The following is a 16,646-nucleotide window of genomic DNA, read 5'->3' as shown; positions in this document are numbered from 1 at the left end:
CACCGAGGAACGACCGTGACCACTCACCCCGACGTCGCCACCCCCCGTCAGGCCACCGCCCCCCAGGTGGACCCCACCGGCCTCGGCGCCATCGACCGCTCGGCCGCCCGGGTCAACGTCGAGGACAAGGCGATGATCAACGCCCGTGCCGACGTCAACCAGCTCCTGCCGCTGAAATACACCTGGGCCTGGGAGAAGTACCTCGCCGGCTGCAACAACCACTGGATGCCCACCGAGGTGTCCATGCAGGCCGACCTCGCCCTGTGGAAGTCCCCGGACGGGCTGACCGCGGACGAGCGGCACGCGATCAAGCGCAACCTGGGCTTCTTCGCCACGTCGGAGTCCCTCGTCGCCAACAACCTCGTCCTCGCCGTCTACCGCCACCTCACCAACCCCGAGTGCCGCCAGTACCTGCTGCGCCAGGCGTTCGAGGAGGCCGTGCACACCCACACCTTCGAGTACATCTGCGAGAGCCTCGGACTGGATGAGGGCGAGATGTTCAACATGTACCGCGAGGTGCCGTCCATCACGGACAAGGCGGCGTGGGCCCTGCAGTTCACCGAGCACCTCGCCGACCCGGAGTTCACGACCGGCACGCCCGACAACGACCGCCAGTTCCTGCGCGACCTCATCGCCTTCTACGTGGTCTTCGAGGGCATGTGGTTCTACACCGGGTTCGCCCAGATCCTGTCCTTCGGGCGCCGGGACAAAATGGTGGGCATCGCCGAGCAGTACCAGTACATCCTGCGCGACGAGTCCATCCACCTGAACTTCGGAATCGACTGCATCAACCAGATCAAGATCGAGAACCCCCACCTGTGGACCGACCGGTTCCAGGCCGAGGCCCGCACCATGCTCGCCGAGGGGTGTGAACTGGAGATCGCCTACGGCCGGGACGTGATGCCCCGCGGCATCCTCGGCCTCAACAGCGACCTGTGCGACCAGTACATGCGGTTCGTCACCAACCGCCGCTGCGGCCAACTCGGACTCGCCCCCGTCTTCCCGCACACGGAGAACCCGTTCCCGTGGATGAGCGAGGCCATGGACCTGAAGAAGGAGAAGAACTTCTTCGAGACCCGGGTCATCGAGTACCAGAACGGCGGGACGCTGGACTGGGACTGACCACCCCCAGTTGCTCTCCCGACCCCTGGGCACCCGTCACGTATCGCCGCCGCGCCGCGGTGAACCGGACCGCCGGCCCCGGCACGCCGAGCCGGGGCCGTTCGCGGCCCGCCCGCGCCGCCCGCCCGCGCCGCCCGGTCGTGGGCCGCCCGGCGTGGGCCGCGCGCCCGGGGCCCGCCCGCGCCCGTCGTCCCACCGCCTCCGGAGTCCGCCATGACCCAGGTGGAGCCCGTTCCCCGCTCCCGTTCCGTGCCCGGCAGCCGGCTGCTCCCGCTGGGCCCGGCCTTCGTCGCGTCCGTCGCCTACGTCGATCCCGGCAACATCGCCACCAACACCAGCGCGGGCGCACACCACGGCTACCTCCTGCTGTGGGTCGTGGTCGCGGCCAACCTCGTCGCCGTCCTCGTCCAGTACCTGGCGGCCAAGCTCGGCCTGGTCACCGGGGAGTCCCTGCCGCAACTCCTCGGCCGCCGGCTTCCCGGCCCCGCGCGGCTCGCCTACTGGGCGCAGGCCGAGGCCGTCGTGATGGCCACCGACGTCGCCGAGGTCATCGGCGGTGCCGTCGCCCTGCACCTGCTGTTCGACCTGCCCCTGGTGTGGGGCGGCCTGGTGACCGGACTGGTGTCCACCGCGCTGCTGCTGGTCAGGGACCGGCGCGGCCAAAGGGCCTTCGAGCACCTGGTGCTGTCCTTCCTCGCGGTGGTCACCGTCGGGTTCGCCGCCGGACTGGTCCTCGAGCCACCGCCGGCCGCGGCCGTCTCCGGGTTGGCACCCGCCTTCGACGGCACGGACAGCGTGCTGCTCGGGGCCGGCATCCTCGGCGCCACCGTGATGCCGCACGCCGTCCACCTGCACTCCGCCCTGGCCCGGGACCGGCACGGCCCCCTGCGCGAGCACCCGCGGCGCCACCTCCTGCTGCGCACCACCCGGTGGGACGTGGGCCTGTCCATGCTCATGGCGGGCGGGGTCAACGCCGCCATGCTGCTGGTCGCCGCGGGGAACCTGGGCGGCCTGCCGGACACCGACACGCTGGCCGGGGCACACGCCGCCGTCACCTCCAGCCTCGGCGCGGCCGTCGGAGCGCTGTTCGCCGTGGCCGTCCTCGGCTCGGGTCTGGTCTCCACCAGCGTCGGCTGCCACGCCGGGGCGGTGGTCATGGAGGGTCTGCTGCGGCGCCCCGTTCCGCTGCTGCCGCGACGCCTGCTCACCCTGGTGCCCGCGGTGCTGCTCCTGGCGAGCGGCGCCGACCCCACCTGGTGCCTGGTGGTGTCCCAGGTGCTGCTGTCCTTCGGCATCCCGTTCGCGCTGGTCCCGCTGGCCGTCCTGACCTCGCGCCGCTCGGTGATGGGGGCCGACGTGAACGGTGCCGCCACCGCGGTGGCGGCGTTCGCGGCCACCGGGACCGTGGTGACGCTGAACGGCGTGCTGCTGTGGTTGATCGCCACGGGGCGGGGATGAGGGGGCCCGGCCGGCCGACCAGCCGACGGCCGCGCCCGCCGGTGCCGGCGACCGCGCCCGGCCGCCGGGGGATTGCGGTGCCCCCGACCGGCCTCCGCTTACGGGGGAAAAGCGGTCAGCCGGTCGGGGGCTGTGCCCATACTAATTCCTGACATGAGGAATTCCGCTGGGTGGCATGTCGTGTCACGCTCGAGGCCGGACAGTGCACGGAGTGTCAATAGGGCGGAGCCAAGCTCAACGGTGTCACTCGTTCGGATGATCCGGTTGGCGCTCCCGCAGAAGGAAAATCGATTCCCCCCGTCAGGAGCCACTGCGAGGGTGTGCTGATGACCGATCTCGAGATCCGCCACCACGCCTACTCCCACCTGGATTTCAACTCCCCGCTCTCCGACTTCCGAGCCGATTCCCTGCTCGACTCGCTGCGCCCGCTGGCCGGTGCCCGGGTGGTGGACCTCGGCTGTGGTTGGGCCGAGTTGCTGTTGCGGCTGCTCGCCGCTGAGCCGACGGCCAGCGGGGTCGGCGTGGACCGCGACGCCCGCGTGCTGGACCGGGCCCGGGTCAACGCCGAGGCACGTGGTCTGTCGGACCGGCTGCGTCTGGAACGGGCCGAGGCGGCGACCTGGACCGGCGGGCCGGCCGACGTGGTCATCGTCATCGGCGCCAGCCACGCCTTCGGCGGCACCCGGCAGGCCCTGCGTGCCGTGTCCCCGTTGCTGGCCGAGGGCGGGCGGGTGCTCCTCGGCGAGGGGTTCTGGCAACACCCCCCCACCCCGGAGGCGCTGGCCGCACTGGAGGCCGGACCCGACGACTTCGGCTCGCTGTCCGAGCTGGTCGGGCTGGCCGCGGAGAGCGGGTACCGGCCGTTGGAGTTCAGCGTGGCCAGCGAGGAGGAGTGGGACACCTTCGAGTCCCGTTGGTGCGGCGGCCTCGAGCGGTGGGCACGGGAACACCCGGAGGACCCCGGGGCGGGGCCGGCCCGGGAGTTGGCCGACGAGCACCGCACCCAGTACCTCGCCGGGTACCGCGGTGTCTTCGGCCTCGCCTACCTCACCCTGGTTGCCGAACCCTCCGGGCGCTGACCCGCGGCCACACAGCCCCCGCACCCGAGCGCGCTGGAGGCTCCGGTGCCCCGTGCACAGTGCCCCGTGCCCCGGGGCGTGTCCCTGCCTCACCACAGCAGCCGAGCCGCGAGCACGGTGACCAGCACACTGGAGGCCAGGGCCGTGCCCAACCGCCCCCGACGGCCGGTCAACAGCCGCCCCACCAGTCGGCCGCTCCCGGCGAGCAACAACTGCCAGCTCGCCGAGGCCGCGAACGCGGCCCCGACGAAGACGGGTCCGTTGGACGGCTGGTCCCCCAGGACCAGCGCGCCGAAGTACACCACGGTGGCCGGGTTGAGCAGGGTCAGCCCCAGCAGGGCGGCATAGGCCCGGCCGGGAGAGCTCAGCCTGGGCCGGACAGGTGTGGTCCCATGGCCGTCCGACGGGCTGCGGTGGGCCCGTACCGCGGTGAAGGCGGTGTGGGCCGCCCAGCCCAGCAGGACGACCGCCCCCAGCAAGGTCATCGGCCGCGCCACCGGTTCGACCCACTGCTTCACCGCCCTGCCCCCGGCGACCACCAGCAGGCAGAACAACCCGTCGGCGGTGGCCACCCCGAGTGCCGCGGCGGCGCCGACGCGGAACGACGTGCGGGCCGTGAGGCTGATCAGCAGCGGGGCTATCGCACCCACCGGCACGGCGATGCCGTACCCCGCCGCCAGCCCCGCGACCAGGGCGCCGGTCACCTGGGTCGAGAGGCTGGCCGTCCTTCCCGGGAACCGCCCCGCTGCTGTCGCCACGCGGCATCGGACGACACGGCGGGCGGCGACACGAGGAAGTGGCAGGGCGTCATGGCGGCGATCCTGGTGAGGCACCCGCCCCGGAGCAAGCGAATTACCGACGCCGCCCGTCGGTGCACCCGGTGCCAGCCTCCCGGGCGCGCTCGTGCTCGCGCCGGGTCCCGTGCAGCTCGAGCACCACACCGTGGTGGCCGCTCCTCGCCGTGGCGACGTGCGCCGACCGGGCCGAAGGGTACTCCGGCGGCGGCGCCAGGTCCGGCACGTCGCCGCAGCCCCAGCACGCCCTCCGGGCGCACCGGGCGCAGACGGCGACCGGTGTGGGCAGGTCGCCCGCTATACCGGGCCCGTCCCCCGTGCGGCGGTTCGCGGCGAACCGGACGATGACCAGCTTCCCGCCGGCCGCGGTACGCGTCCATCCCAGCTCGTCGGCGAGGGTTCGCACGATGGATAACCCCCGTCCGCACTGCGCCAACTCGTCGTCGTCCGCCATCGGCTCGGACTCCCCGGGGAACCGGGGATCGTCGTCCCCGACCTCCAGGACCACTTCCCAGGGGCGTCGGTAGCGCGCCGCCACGGTCACCGTCCGGTCCCGCGGCCTGGCCGACGCCGGGCCGACCGCGTGCTGCACCGCGTTGATCACCAGCTCGTTGACGCAGTACACCGCGTCGTCCAGCAGGGGCAGCAGCCGCCAGTCGGCGAGGGCCGCACCCACCAGGAGCCGGGCGTTCCGCGGCGTGTTCGGCGAACCGAGGGGGAAGTGGTCCCCCCGGTACCACGGAGCGTCCCTTTCTGGTGGCCGCCCTCCGGGGCGGGGCTGCGCGCTCCCGCGGTGCTCCGTCAGGGGCCGCACCGGCCCGGTCTCCTCGTTCGTCCCCCGTACGTACATGTGATCAACCCCGTTGGATTTGCCACGCCTAGCAGTCTGCCGATTACCGATGGTGCCGGTGTGTATCGGTTCTGCACAGGAGCCAGACAGGGGGCCATGAGGGGGGCCAGAATGGACTTCCAGGCCAACGGGGGGGCCAGTAGTGAGTGAGAAAAGAAAGAAGTTCGGGCAGTTTCTCGCGCGTCTTCGGCTCGACGCCCACATGAGTCAGCGCGACCTCGCCGACGAGCTGTGCAGGCTGTCCGGGACGCAGTCACTGACCCGCAACGAGGTCAGCAGGTGGGAGCGCGGCGCCCGCACTCCGGACACCTGGCTGCCGTTCATCGCCGACGCGCTCAACGTACCGCTCGGCGAGCTGAAACGGGCCGCCTTTCCGGTCAGACGAACCACGAGGTGCGAGGACGACGCGCAGGTCAACGGGCTCGCCGAGCTCCCGCTCGAGGACCCGCCCCAGGTCGTCCCGCTCAGCCGCGTCGGGCGCCGCGTGGGCATGGAGACCGTCGAGCACCTCGCCCGCCGGGCCCACGGGCTACGGCTCGCCGACGACGTCCTGGCGGGCGGGGACCTGTTGCGCCCCGCCTACCGGGAACTGAACTCGGCGGTCCGGCTCTACCGGGACGGGTGTTACACGGAATGGGTGGGCCGGCGGCTCCTGACCGTCATCGGGGAACTCGCGCAGATCACCGGATGGATAGCGTCGGACGCGGGAAAACACGCCGAGGCGGCACGGATATACCACGTTGGTCTTTCCGCGGCACGCGGTGCCGCGGACCCCACATTGGTGGGTAACGTTCTCGGGTCGCTCGCCTATCAGGTGACCAATGTCGGCGACCCCAGAGAAGGGGTGGCGATGGCCAGGGCTGCCGTGGAGCACTCCTGCGGCACGGCGCCGCCGAAGGCGGCCGCGCTCTACTGGGACCGCCTGGCCTGGGCACACGTGCAGGCGAAGGAGACGCAGCCGGCGCTGTTCGCACTGGGACAGGCCGCCGAGGCCATGGCCCGGTGCGAGCCGGGCGACGAGGAGCCCGAGTACCTGTACTGGATGGACCACAAGGAGCTCCAGATCATGGAGGCCCGGGCCTACACCGAGCTGCGCCGCCCGCTGCGGGCCGTGCCGATCCTCAGCGAGGTGCTCACCCGGTACGACGCCACCCACGCCCGGGAGCTGGCCCTGTACCTGTCGTGGTTGGCCATCGCCTACGCCGACGCCAACGAGCCGGAGAAGGCAGCGAGCGTCGCCGCCCGGATGCTCGAGCTCGGCGCGGACGTCCCGTCGGAGCGCACCGCCGCCCGCTTCCGGGTGGTGCTGCACAGGCTGGACGAGTACCGGGACGTCCCGGAGGTGCGGGCACTGCTGGACGAGTACGAAGGCGTCCTGCGCCCCACCACCGCGGACGAGTCGTGGGCCGACTGCTGCGAACTGTGGGAGGAGTCCAACCCGGCCTGACACCGGTGCTTGTGCCGGCCGGGCCCGTCACGATCGGAACAGGTGACGTTCGCCATGGTGTTTGAGGTCGATCACGTCTAGCGTGCACCACTGTGCTGAGACACATACCTTTTGGACAGTTGCACAACTTCCGTGACCTGGGCGGTTACCCGACCGGGGACGGCCACGCGGTGCGTTGGGGGAGGTTGTTCCGCTCCGACTCGCTGAGCAAGGCGCGGGGACAGGACTGGGAACGGTTCCTCGCGCTCGGGATCAGCACCGTGATCGACCTGCGGTACCCCTGGGAGATCGAGGCCAAGGGCCGCGTCCCGGAGGACCCGTCGTTCGCCTACCACAACCTCAGCATCGAGCACCGCCCCTACGACCAGGCACGGCTCGGTCCGGAGGCGGAGACGGGTGCCTTCCTCGCCGAGCGGTACATGGAGGTCGCCCACGACGGCGTCGAGGAGCTGCGCCAGGCCCTGCGGGTGATCGCCGCCACGGAGGACGGCGGTGTCGTGTTCCACTGCGCGTCGGGGAAGGACCGCACCGGCCTGCTGGCCGCGCTGGTCCTGTCGCTGCTGGGCGTCTCCGAGACCGACATCGTCGAGGACTTCGCGTTGACCGGGCTCGCCACCGAGCGCCTCCTCGCCGACTGGCGGGCCGACCACGCGGGGCAGGAGCCCGCCTGGCCCGGGTTCGGCCAAGCGCCCCCCGACGTGATGCGCCTGTTCCTCTCCGCCCTGACCGAGCGACACGGTTCCGTGCGCGCCTACTGCGCCGACCTGCTTGACGTCGACGACGACCTGGTCGCCGCGCTCCGCCGCAACCTCCTCGAACCGGCTCCCGAGGCCGGGGCCACGGCCCGCGGGTGACGGCTTCCGCTGGTCCTGCCGACCGCGACTCGACGGACGTTCGGCGGGTGCCCAGTACCCCCCACGCGTCGCAGCCGAAGCCAGAGCCACGCCCCGCGCAGCGCTCTCACCACGGCGCACCCCGGGCACAGGCACCGGTGGCGAGGCGCCACCAGCAGCGGACAACGGCATGTGGGCGCTCCCCGGCGGCGCCACGGAGCTGGGAGGGTCGCTGGCTGACCGCGCGATCCGGGAGACGAGGGAGGGGACGGGCCTCACCGTCGAGATCACCGGCGTCGTCGGCACCTACAGCGACCCCACGCACGCGTTCGCCCACGACGACGGCGAGGTTCGGCAGGAGTTCTCCGCCTGCCTGCCTGCCTGCTCGCCCGGCCGGTCAGCGGCACTCCGGCCGCGTCGAACGAGCCGCACGAGGTGCGCTGGTTCCGCCCGGAGGAACTGGACGCCCTCCCGATGGTGAACGCGCTGCGCAAGCGCGTGGACGACTGGCGCCACGGGGCCGCGCCGGCCGTTCGCTGACGGCGGCCCGGGCCGTTCCGGCGTGCCGGCGCAGGAACGGCGTGTCGTGCCGGCGTTTCGTCCCCGCGCGCCGCCCCGGCGGCCGGCACGCGAGGTCCGGGTGGTGGGCGGACCCCGTTCAGGAGTCGGTGGAGGCGATCCCCACCGGGCAGGACATCCCGGTGCCGCCCAGGCCGCAGTAGCCGCCCGGGTTCTTCTCCAAGTACTGCTGGTGATAGTCCTCAGCCGGGTGGAAGGGGCCGGCGGGGAGGATCTCGGTGGTGATCTCGCGGTATCCGGCGTCGGTGAGGACCGACTGGAACAGGTCCCGGGATGCCGTCGCGGTCTCCTGCTGGGCGGGGGAGTGGGTGTAGACCGCCGAACGGTACTGGGTGCCGACGTCGTGGCCCTGGCGGAAGCCCTGGGTGGGGTCGTGGGTCTCCCAGAACACCTTCAGGAGCTGCTCGTAGCTGACCTTCGCCGGGTCGAACACCACCCGGACGGCCTCCGTGTGGCCGGTCATGCCGCTGCACACCTCCTCGTAGGTGGGGTGCGGGGTGTGACCGCCCTGGTAGCCGACGAGGGTGGTCCAGACGCCGGGGACCTTCCAGAACGCCCGCTCGGCGCCCCAGAAGCAGCCGAGGCCGAAGTCGGCGACCTCCAGGCCCTCGGGATAGGGCCCGAGGAGCGGGGTGCCGAGCACGGCGTGGCGCTCCGGGACCCGGTAGGGGCGCTCCGTGCGGCCCGGCAGGGCCTCCTCCTTGCTCGGGAGGTGTGACTTGAAGCGGTTGAAGAGCATTCTGGGCTCCCGCGGTCAAAAGGTACGGACGGTGTCATGAGAGCACTGGCTATGGGGGGAACGCTCGACTGGGGGTGGATGCTTCCGCCGTCCCGGGGAGGAGGCCGGAAACGTTCGGCCGTCCGGGGGACGGGCGGGGGCTAGGCTCGGTTCATGAGTCACGACCACCTCAGCAGCTACTCGTTCGAGACGCTGGCCATCCACGCCGGGAACCAGGCGGATCCGCTGACCGGGGCCGTGGTGCCGCCGATCTACCAGGTGTCCACCTACAAGCAGGACGGTGTTGGGGGCCTGCGCAACGGCTATGAGTACAGCCGTTCCGCGAATCCCACTCGGTCCGCACTCGAGGAGAACCTGGCCGCCCTGGAGGCGGGGCGTCGGGCACTCGCCTTCGCCTCGGGTCTCGCCGCGGAGGACTGTCTGTTGCGGACGGTCTGCGCGCCGGGTGACCACGTCGTGATCCCCAACGACGCCTACGGCGGGACCTTCCGCCTGTTCAGCAAGGTGATGGAACGCTGGGGCGTGGAGTGGGGAGTCGCCGACACCACGGACCCGGCGTCGGTGCGGGCAGCGGTGCGGGACACCACCAAGCTGATCTGGGTGGAGACGCCGTCCAACCCCCTGCTCGGCATCGCCGACATCGCGGCGCTCGCCGAGGTGGCGCGGGAGAAGGGGACGCGTCTGGTGGTGGACAACACCTTCGCCAGCCCCTACCTCCAACAGCCGCTGACCCTGGGCGCGGACGTGGTGGTGCACTCGACGACGAAGTACATGGGCGGCCACTCCGACGTGGTCGGAGGCGCCCTGGTCACCAGCGACGAGGCCCTCGGCGACGAGCTCGCCTTCCACCAGAACGCGATGGGAGCGGTCGCCGGGCCGTTCGACGCGTGGCTGGTGCTGCGCGGGGCCAAGACCCTGGGCGTCAGGATGGACCGGCACTGCCAGAACGCCACCGCCGTCGCGGAGTTCCTCGCCGGTCACCCCAGGGTCGCGCAGGTGTACTACCCGGGGCTGCCGGACCACCCCGGGCACGACGTGGCCGCCAAGCAGATGCGGGCGTTCGGCGGGATGGTGTCGTTCCGGGCAGCCGGCGGCATGGAGGCCGCGGTGGAGGTCTGCAACCGGGCGGAGCTGTTCACTCTCGGTGAGTCCCTGGGCGGGGTGGAGTCGCTGATCGAGCACCCGGGCCGGATGACCCACGCCTCGGCGGCCGGGTCGGCGCTGGAGGTGCCGGCGGACCTGGTGCGGCTCTCGGTGGGCATCGAGTCGGCGGACGACCTGATCGCGGACCTGAAGCGGGCGCTGGGGTAGGCGCGACACGGTCCGGGCCGGCCGGGGGCGCGACCGCTCCCCCGGCCGGCCCGGGGAGCAGCGGCCCGGGGACCAGCGGCCCGGGCGGGGCGGTCGCCCCCGGGCGCGTGGGCTCAGCCGCTCACCGGCGGCGGGGTGGCCGGGGGCCCGGACGGGGTGTCCCCGGGCCAGGTGACGACCGCGAGCACCACCAGCGCCACCACCGCCAGCGTCGCGGTCACCAGCAGCAGCCGGCGCAGCAGCAGTCGGCGGTGGAGCATCCGGCGGCCCTGGCTCGCGGCCCGGGCCGTCAGGTCGGCCGGGACCGGTGGGTAGGGGCTCTCGAGTATCCACCGGACCTGCTCGTGCTTGCGGTCAGGCGCCGACGACGTCCAGTCGTCAACCGTGCAACGGCTCATCACTCACCTCCCGCTGGCCGGTGCGGCGCGGCCGGCGAACGACGCGGCCGGGGCCTGGGCCCCGCCCCGCAGGAGGACGCAGGCCCGGGTGCACAGCGCGGTCACCCGGTCAGGCGCGATCCCGAGGAGCGCCGCCACCTGCTCGTCCTCGACGCCTTCGAACAGCCGCAGCACCACGATCACCCGCTCCTGGGGGGTGAGCCCGGCCAGCCGGCCGGTCTCCTCCCTGCGGCGGGGGTGCAGCCAGCCCACACCCGCACGCCGGGCATAGCTGGTGACCAGTTCCTGGCGGGCGTAGGCGTAGGGGTCCTCGCCGCGCAGCCGGTCCCAGCGCAGGTAGGTGCGGGCCAGCGCGTGACACAGGAGTCGATCCGCGGCCTTGGCGTCGTCACAGGTCAGCAGGGTGGCGACATGCAGGAGCCGGCCCGCCGCGCCTCCGGCGAAGGCCTCGAACTCGTGGGCGCGGCGAACACGTGCCGCCTCCTTGTCGCCGCGCAACGCACGCCCCCTTCATGCTTCGCCGCCGGCTGAGGTGCCCGACCGGCGCGCGACGCCGATCAGCCCTGTAGGGCCATGGGACGGCATGCCGTCCGAGAGGTCAAGCTCCGGGCCGACACGGTTCGCTCACGGTTCGTCCCGATCACCGGTGCGCTGGTGGAACGTGGCGTGGTGCTTGGTGAGCGCGTCGTTGAACCGGCAGAGCAAGTCGCAGAACACCTCGCGCTCGTGCTCCGTCCAGTCCTGGGTGACCAGGGTCATCAACTGCCGCCGTGACTGGCGCACCTCCTCGAGCCGTTGCAGCCCACGGGTGGTCAACTCCAGGACCACGGCCCGCCCGTCCTCCGGGTGCGAGGCCCGTTCGACCAGGCCGGACTCCACCAGCGGAGCCACCTGGCGGGTCACCGTCGAGGAGTCGATGCCCATGCTCTCGGCGAGTGCCTTCACGCCCATCGGACCCTGGAGGTCGAGCCGGTTCAACAGCAGGTACGCGGCGCGGTCCATGGAGTTGCGCGCCTTCCCCACGCCACCGAGGCGGGTCTGCTCCGCGCGACGGGCGAACAGCGCCACCTGGTGCTGGAGGCGGTCGTACAGGCTGGGTTCGTCAGCGGGGTCCGCCGCCGAGTCCCGGATGACCGTGTCTGGAGTGGGCATGGCCGAAATGCTCGCGTTCTGTCGGTCGGATCGGCGTTGGCGCACAGCCTAGCGGTGGCTCCTGCCCTGGTGGGCGGTTCCAACGCGGCGCCGGGCGCAGCGTGGGTGAGACTGTACGCATGACTGAGTTCGCCATCACCCTGGAGGACGTCCAGGACGCGCAGAAGACGCTCGCCGGGGTGGCTCGGATGACCGCCATGGAGGGCAGTCGCCACCTGTCCTCGCTGGTCGGCGCGCCGGTGCAGTTGAAGTGCGAGAACCTGCAACGGACCGGCTCGTTCAAGCTGCGCGGGGCCTATGTGCGGATCGCCGGGCTCGATCCGGAGGAACGGGCGGCCGGGGTGGTGGCGGCCAGCGCGGGCAACCACGCCCAGGGGGTGGCCCTGGCCGCGTCGCTGCTGGGCGTGCGCTCCACCGTGTTCATGCCGGTGGGGGCGCCGCTGCCCAAGATCGCGGCGACCCGTGACTACGGTGCCGAGGTGCGGTTGCACGGGCAGGTGGTGGACGAGACGTTGCGGGCGGCCCGGGAGCACGCCGAGGAGACCGGGGCGGTGTTCATACACCCTTTTGACCATCCGCACGTGGTGGCCGGCCAGGGCACCGTCGGCCTGGAGGTCCTGGAGCAGTGTCCGGAGGTGCGCACCATCGTGGTCGGGGTGGGCGGTGGTGGGCTCGCCGCGGGGATCGCGGTCGCGGTCAAGACGCTCCGTCCGGACGTGAGGGTGATCGGGGTGCAGGCGGAGGGCGCCGCCGCCTACCCGCCGTCGCTGGTGGCGGGCCGTCCGGTGGCGCTGGACTCGGTCTCCACCATGGCCGACGGGATCAAGGTGGGCCGTCCCGGGGACGTGCCCTTCAAAATCATTGGCGCACTGGTGGACGAGGTCCGTACTGTCAGCGAGGACGCGCTTTCCAGCGCTCTGCTGCTGTGCCTGGAACGGGCCAAGCTGGTGGTCGAGCCGGCCGGGGCCAGTCCGGTCGCGGCGTTGCTGAGCGACCCCGAGGCGTTTCCGGGTCCCGTGGTGGCGGTCCTCTCCGGCGGCAACGTCGATCCGCTGCTGATGCAGCGGGTGCTGCGGCACGGCATGGCCGCGGCGGGCCGATACCTGTCGCTGCGACTGCGCCTGTCGGACCGGCCGGGGGCACTGGCGACCCTGTTGTCGGTGCTCTCCCGGGCGCAGGCCAACGTCCTCGACGTGGGCCACATGCGTACCGACGCCCGGTTGAAGGTGACCGAGGCGGAGGTGGAGGTGCACCTGGAGACGGAGGGCGCCGACCACTGCTCGTCGGTGGTCATGGCGCTGCGGGAGGCCGGCTACACGGTGTTGTAGAGGTCGGCCCGACGGGTCCCGACCGGTTGCCGCCCCTGGGTGACGGCTTGCGGGAACGTTTCTTCGGTCGCCCGGCGGTGGGCGCCGGTAGGTGCGTCGGGCCCGGGTTGTCAGTGGTCTTCGGCATGCTGGGACGCGGCCCGCGTCGGGCCGGCGGGGGCAGGCGCGGAACGAGCCGGGACGGACCCCATGTGTCGACGACCCTGCGACATATCGCCTTTGGGCAAACACGATGTATCGTGTTGCCCTCGGTGTTCTGCTGGCTCGCGCCGTGCCTGTCGGAGGCAGGTCGTGGGTCCGCGGGACGCGGGCAGAGACGATCGGGGACACCAATCGACTGCGGGCCCCGTGCGGCGAACGTCCGGCGCGGGTCCCATCCAGCACCCATGACAAGACCAGCGGGAGACGTAAAATGCCGGGTGCCATATACGCCGAGGGTCTGGTCAAGACCTTCGGCGAGGTGAGGGCTCTGGACGGGGTGGACCTGGACGTGCCCGAGGGCAGCGTCCTCGGGCTCCTGGGGCCCAACGGCGCGGGCAAGACCACCACCGTCCGCGTGCTCACCACCCTCTTGCGGCCGGACGCCGGGCGAGCGGTCGTCGCCGGCCACGACGTGGTCGCGGAACCCGACGCCGTCCGCCACAACATCGGGCTCTCCGGACAGTTCGCCGCCGTGGACGAGTACCTCACCGGCCGGGAGAACCTCCAGATGGTGGGCGAGCTGTACCAGATGAGCTCCCGCGCGGCGCGGGCCAGGGCCGTCGAGCTGCTCGAGCAGTTCGACCTCGCGGACGCCGGCGACCGCCCGACCAAGACCTACTCCGGCGGGATGCGCCGCCGGCTCGACCTGGCCGCCGCCCTGGTGGTGAAACCACCGGTGATGTTCATGGACGAGCCGACCACCGGTCTCGACCCCCGGAACCGGATGCTGCTGTGGGAGGTCATCGAGAGCCTGGTGGCCGGCGGTACCACTCTGCTGCTGACCACGCAGTACCTGGAGGAAGCCGACCGGCTCGCCCATGACATCGCCGTGGTGGACCACGGCCGGGTGATCGCTCGGGGCACCGCCGACCAGCTCAAGGCGCAGACCGGCGGCGAGCGGGTCGAGGTGGTGGTGCACGACCGCGACCTGCTGGGTACCGCGACCGAGGTGCTGCACGGGTTCAGCAAGGGCGAGAGCACCGTGGACCAGCACACCAGGAAGATCACTGTGCCGGTCAGCGGCGGCGCCAAGCTGCTCGCCGAGGTGATCCGGGAGCTCGACGGCCGGGGGGTCGAGATCGACGACATCGGCCTGCGCCGCCCCACCCTCGATGACGTGTTCCTGTCCCTGACCGGGCACGTCGCCGAGGAGAAGAGCGAAGCGCAGGACGAGGCGGAGCCCCGTGGCGCCGCCGGGGGCAAGGGGAAGAAGGAGCGCGGGTGATGACGGCGACGATGACGAAACCGCAGGTCGCGGGTGGTGACGGACAGGCCAGGGGGGCTCTGGCCCGGTCCGTGCGGGACTCGTTGGTGGTGGCCAGGCGCAATCTCGTCCGGATGCTCAGGATTCCCGAAGTGGTGATCTTCGGCATCATCCAACCGGTGATGTTCGTCCTGTTGTTCGCCTACGTCTTCGGTGGGGCGATCAGCATCCCCGGCGCGGCGGCAGCCGACCGGAGCGCCTACCGCGAGTTCATGATGGCCGGTGTCTTCGCCCAGACCGTGACCTTCGCCACGGCGGGCGCGAGCGCGGGGATCGCCGACGACATGCACAAGGGCCTGATCGACAGGTTCCGGGCGCTGCCGATGGCCCGGGGCGCGGTGCTCACCGGACGCACCCTGGCCGACCTGGTGCAGAGCGCGGTGACCGTGCTGGTGCTGATGGGGTGCGCGCTGGTGGTCGGCTGGCGGATTCACGAGGGCCTGCCGAAGGCCCTCGCCGCCTTCGGGCTGCTGCTCCTGCTCGGCTACGGCTTCTCCTGGATCGGCGCGCTGATCGGCCTGTCCGTGCGCACCCCGGAGGCGGCCACCTCTGCCGGCCTGGTCTGGCTGTTCCCGCTGACGTTCATGTCCAACGCGTTCGTGCCGACCAACAACATGCCGACCGTGGTGCGGCACATCGCCGACTGGAACCCCTTCAGCACCACCGTGCAGGCTTCCAGGGAGCTGTTCGGGAACCAGTTCCAGCCGGTGGCGTCCGACGCCTGGCCGATGCAGCACCCGGTGCTGGCCTCGCTGCTGTGGTCACTGTTGATCACTGTGGTCTTCCGCACCCTGGCGGTGCGCAAGTACCGTTCGGCCACCGTCTGAGCCGCCCGCCCGGCGGACCGACGGGGCAAAGCCGCGGCCCGGCCCCCAGCGACGGGGCCGGGCCGCGGTCCGGTCAGCCCTGGTAGGGCTTGACCTCGAGCACCTGCACCGAGGCGGTACCGCCGTTCGGCAGTTCGTACTCGGCGTCCTCCCCGACCTTCTTGCCGAGGACCGCCGAGCCCAGCGGGGACTGCGGGGAGTAGATCTCCAGGTCGGACGTCACGTACTCACGCGATCCGAGCAGGAAGGTGATGGTGTCGTCCGGGTCGCCGTCGAAGGCGATCGTGACGACCATTCCGGGGGCCACCACGCCGGTGTCGGCGGGGGCCACGCCCACCTTCGCGTGCTCGAGCAACTGCGTGAGCTGCCGGATACGGGCCTCCTGCTTGCCCTGTTCCTCCTTGGCCGCGTGGTAGCCCGCGTTCTCCTTGAGGTCGCCCTCCTGTCGGGCTTCCTCAATCTTGGTGGCGATCGCAATGCGGCCAGGCCCCGACAGTTGGTCCAGCTCGGCCTTGAGCTGGTCGTACGCCTCCTGGGTGAGCCAGGTGACGTTGTCGCTGGTCTGGGTCACAGGTGCTCCTCGGATCAATGACACGGAATGGCTGTGCTTCGGTGTTGTGCGGCAGGCCGCTGTGGATAAACGAACGCCCACCTCGGGACAGTGCCTCGAGGACGGGCGAAACCACGAGCCTAACAATTCCCTCTCCCGAACGGGAGCAGATTAACCCTCGGCAAAGTCTCAGTCGGCTGGTTGACAGCGCACGAGCTCGGCGGTAGTGGCCCTGGCCGTCGTCCTCAGCTCCACCACCGTGTTCACGACCTCGGACCGCTCGGCGATCCGGACGTCCTTCAGGCCCACCTCGGCGCCGTCCTCGCCGCGGGACCGCAGCGTGCACACGCCGTCCTGGTCCTTGGGCTTGTGGACCTCCAGGTGCACCTCGACCCGGCTGTCGGAGACCACCTTGAATCGAACGAGTTGCCCGGAGATGTCCTGCTTGTCGACATATGCCCAGCCGAACCAGCCGATCACGGCGACGCCGGCGACCGCGAGCACCATGCCCACCCGGCGCAACCGCCGCACCGATGACTCCGCGGTGGTGCGCCCGTACCGCCCTGCCGGCGGTCCGCTGAGGGTCGCACTCATCCTCGTTCCCTTCGAGGTCCGATCGGGGGTCCATCGGTGGGACTAAACGCGCCCCGTTGTCCGTCACTATAGAAGGCGTTGTTTCACGTCTTCGGCCCAGGTGGCTCGGGTCGGAAGGCA

18 protein-coding genes are annotated in these 16,646 nt (G+C 71.6%); 10 read left to right on the top strand and 8 right to left on the bottom strand.

Annotation, left to right across the window (positions count from 1 at the left end):
- Positions 1-15: 15 nt before the first annotated feature.
- The 3 genes from A3IG_RS0102170 (at position 16) to A3IG_RS0102160 (ending at position 3,659) form a co-directional block, all read left to right on the top strand.
- Positions 16-1,122, top strand: coding sequence for a ribonucleotide-diphosphate reductase subunit beta (locus A3IG_RS0102170; protein ID WP_018381907.1), 1,107 nt, complete (start codon positions 16-18; stop codon positions 1,120-1,122).
- A gap of 213 nt (positions 1,123-1,335) precedes the next feature.
- Positions 1,336-2,580 carry an Nramp family divalent metal transporter gene (locus tag A3IG_RS0102165; protein WP_018381906.1) on the top strand — a complete coding sequence of 415 codons (1,245 nt, stop codon included), beginning with the start codon at positions 1,336-1,338 and terminating at the stop codon, positions 2,578-2,580.
- Positions 2,581-2,906: 326 nt separating this feature from the next.
- Positions 2,907-3,659, top strand: a complete 753-nt coding sequence (locus tag A3IG_RS0102160) for a methyltransferase (RefSeq protein WP_040910715.1) — start codon at positions 2,907-2,909, stop codon at positions 3,657-3,659.
- A gap of 89 nt (positions 3,660-3,748) precedes the next feature.
- On the opposite strand, the gene A3IG_RS0102155 is transcribed toward A3IG_RS0102160, so the two are convergent.
- Positions 3,749-4,363 carry a LysE/ArgO family amino acid transporter gene (locus A3IG_RS0102155; RefSeq protein ID WP_018381904.1) on the bottom strand — a complete coding sequence of 205 codons (615 nt, stop codon included), beginning with the start codon at positions 4,361-4,363 and terminating at the stop codon, positions 3,749-3,751.
- A 148-nt stretch (positions 4,364-4,511) separates the two neighbouring features.
- Positions 4,512-5,267, bottom strand: coding sequence for an ATP-binding protein (locus A3IG_RS32235; RefSeq protein ID WP_157862350.1), 756 nt, complete (start codon positions 5,265-5,267; stop codon positions 4,512-4,514).
- A gap of 178 nt (positions 5,268-5,445) precedes the next feature.
- Between A3IG_RS32235 and A3IG_RS0102145 the strand changes: the two genes are divergently transcribed.
- The 3 genes from A3IG_RS0102145 (at position 5,446) to A3IG_RS34045 (ending at position 8,064) form a co-directional block, all read left to right on the top strand.
- A complete protein-coding gene (locus tag A3IG_RS0102145; protein WP_265736644.1) occupies positions 5,446-6,750 on the top strand; it encodes a helix-turn-helix domain-containing protein in 1,305 nt (434 codons plus the stop codon).
- Positions 6,751-6,869: 119 nt separating this feature from the next.
- Entirely contained in the window at positions 6,870-7,604 is a 735-nt protein-coding gene (locus tag A3IG_RS0102140; protein ID WP_018381901.1) for a tyrosine-protein phosphatase, read from the top strand.
- 169 nt (positions 7,605-7,773) lie between these two features.
- Positions 7,774-8,064 (top strand): NUDIX domain-containing protein, encoded by a 291-nt coding sequence (locus tag A3IG_RS34045; protein WP_322887979.1) that lies wholly within the window; start codon positions 7,774-7,776, stop codon positions 8,062-8,064.
- Between the two features lie 177 nt (positions 8,065-8,241).
- Here the strand turns inward: A3IG_RS34045 and msrA are convergent, their stop codons facing one another.
- On the bottom strand, positions 8,242-8,901 hold the full coding sequence (gene msrA, locus A3IG_RS0102130; protein ID WP_018381899.1) for a peptide-methionine (S)-S-oxide reductase MsrA: 660 nt from the start codon (positions 8,899-8,901) through the stop codon (positions 8,242-8,244).
- A gap of 153 nt (positions 8,902-9,054) precedes the next feature.
- Between msrA and A3IG_RS0102125 the strand changes: the two genes are divergently transcribed.
- Positions 9,055-10,212 carry a cystathionine gamma-synthase gene (locus A3IG_RS0102125; protein ID WP_018381898.1) on the top strand — a complete coding sequence of 386 codons (1,158 nt, stop codon included), beginning with the start codon at positions 9,055-9,057 and terminating at the stop codon, positions 10,210-10,212.
- A gap of 113 nt (positions 10,213-10,325) precedes the next feature.
- Here A3IG_RS0102125 and A3IG_RS0102120 read toward each other — a convergent pair whose 3' ends face one another.
- The 3 genes from A3IG_RS0102120 to A3IG_RS0102110 all read right to left on the bottom strand — a co-directional run bounded on the left by A3IG_RS0102120 (position 10,326) and on the right by A3IG_RS0102110 (position 11,762).
- Entirely contained in the window at positions 10,326-10,610 is a 285-nt protein-coding gene (locus A3IG_RS0102120; protein ID WP_018381897.1) for a hypothetical protein, read from the bottom strand.
- Positions 10,611-10,613: 3 nt separating this feature from the next.
- Positions 10,614-11,108, bottom strand: coding sequence for a SigE family RNA polymerase sigma factor (locus A3IG_RS0102115; protein ID WP_018381896.1), 495 nt, complete (start codon positions 11,106-11,108; stop codon positions 10,614-10,616).
- 126 nt (positions 11,109-11,234) lie between these two features.
- Positions 11,235-11,762 (bottom strand): MarR family winged helix-turn-helix transcriptional regulator, encoded by a 528-nt coding sequence (locus A3IG_RS0102110; protein ID WP_018381895.1) that lies wholly within the window; start codon positions 11,760-11,762, stop codon positions 11,235-11,237.
- Positions 11,763-11,881: 119 nt separating this feature from the next.
- On the opposite strand from A3IG_RS0102110, the gene ilvA reads away from it, so the two are divergent.
- The 3 genes from ilvA (at position 11,882) to A3IG_RS0102095 (ending at position 15,382) form a co-directional block, all read left to right on the top strand.
- The gene (ilvA, locus tag A3IG_RS0102105) at positions 11,882-13,090 is read left to right on the top strand and encodes a threonine ammonia-lyase (RefSeq protein WP_018381894.1); all 1,209 of its coding nucleotides are present in this window, start codon (positions 11,882-11,884) and stop codon (positions 13,088-13,090) included.
- 412 nt (positions 13,091-13,502) lie between these two features.
- Positions 13,503-14,516 carry a daunorubicin resistance protein DrrA family ABC transporter ATP-binding protein gene (locus A3IG_RS0102100; RefSeq protein ID WP_018381893.1) on the top strand — a complete coding sequence of 338 codons (1,014 nt, stop codon included), beginning with the start codon at positions 13,503-13,505 and terminating at the stop codon, positions 14,514-14,516.
- On the top strand, positions 14,516-15,382 hold the full coding sequence (locus tag A3IG_RS0102095; protein ID WP_018381892.1) for an ABC transporter permease: 867 nt from the start codon (positions 14,516-14,518) through the stop codon (positions 15,380-15,382). Before A3IG_RS0102100 ends, A3IG_RS0102095 begins: the two co-directional genes overlap by 1 nt.
- Positions 15,383-15,455: 73 nt before the next feature.
- Here A3IG_RS0102095 and greA read toward each other — a convergent pair whose 3' ends face one another.
- Positions 15,456-15,953, bottom strand: coding sequence for a transcription elongation factor GreA (gene greA / locus A3IG_RS0102090; protein ID WP_018381891.1), 498 nt, complete (start codon positions 15,951-15,953; stop codon positions 15,456-15,458).
- Between the two features lie 168 nt (positions 15,954-16,121).
- Positions 16,122-16,526, bottom strand: coding sequence for a DUF4307 domain-containing protein (locus A3IG_RS0102085; RefSeq protein ID WP_018381890.1), 405 nt, complete (start codon positions 16,524-16,526; stop codon positions 16,122-16,124).
- Positions 16,527-16,646: the final 120 nt, after the last annotated feature.

This window comes from Wenjunlia vitaminophila DSM 41686 (assembly GCF_000380165.1).
GTDB classification, from domain to species: Bacteria; Actinomycetota; Actinomycetes; order Streptomycetales; family Streptomycetaceae; genus Wenjunlia; species Wenjunlia vitaminophila.
Note: the sequence above shows the minus strand (reverse complement) of the source record. Positions and strands in the feature narration are given on the sequence as shown.

Excerpts from the sequence above, each read along its gene's own strand:
- A3IG_RS0102110 (WP_018381895.1), bottom strand. The coding sequence starts at position 11,762 with ATGCCCACTCCAGACACGGTCATCCGGGACTCGGCGGCGGACCCCGCT.
- msrA (WP_018381899.1), bottom strand. The coding sequence starts at position 8,901 with ATGCTCTTCAACCGCTTCAAGTCACACCTCCCGAGCAAGGAGGAGGCC.
- A3IG_RS0102100 (WP_018381893.1), top strand. The coding sequence starts at position 13,503 with ATGCCGGGTGCCATATACGCCGAGGGTCTGGTCAAGACCTTCGGCGAG.
- ilvA (WP_018381894.1), top strand. The coding sequence starts at position 11,882 with ATGACTGAGTTCGCCATCACCCTGGAGGACGTCCAGGACGCGCAGAAG.
- A3IG_RS0102165 (WP_018381906.1), top strand. The coding sequence starts at position 1,336 with ATGACCCAGGTGGAGCCCGTTCCCCGCTCCCGTTCCGTGCCCGGCAGC.
- A3IG_RS0102095 (WP_018381892.1), top strand. The coding sequence starts at position 14,516 with ATGACGGCGACGATGACGAAACCGCAGGTCGCGGGTGGTGACGGACAG.
- A3IG_RS0102085 (WP_018381890.1), bottom strand. The coding sequence starts at position 16,526 with ATGAGTGCGACCCTCAGCGGACCGCCGGCAGGGCGGTACGGGCGCACC.
- A3IG_RS0102160 (WP_040910715.1), top strand. The coding sequence starts at position 2,907 with ATGACCGATCTCGAGATCCGCCACCACGCCTACTCCCACCTGGATTTC.
- A3IG_RS34045 (WP_322887979.1), top strand. The coding sequence starts at position 7,774 with ATGTGGGCGCTCCCCGGCGGCGCCACGGAGCTGGGAGGGTCGCTGGCT.
- A3IG_RS0102120 (WP_018381897.1), bottom strand. The coding sequence starts at position 10,610 with ATGAGCCGTTGCACGGTTGACGACTGGACGTCGTCGGCGCCTGACCGC.
- A3IG_RS0102125 (WP_018381898.1), top strand. The coding sequence starts at position 9,055 with ATGAGTCACGACCACCTCAGCAGCTACTCGTTCGAGACGCTGGCCATC.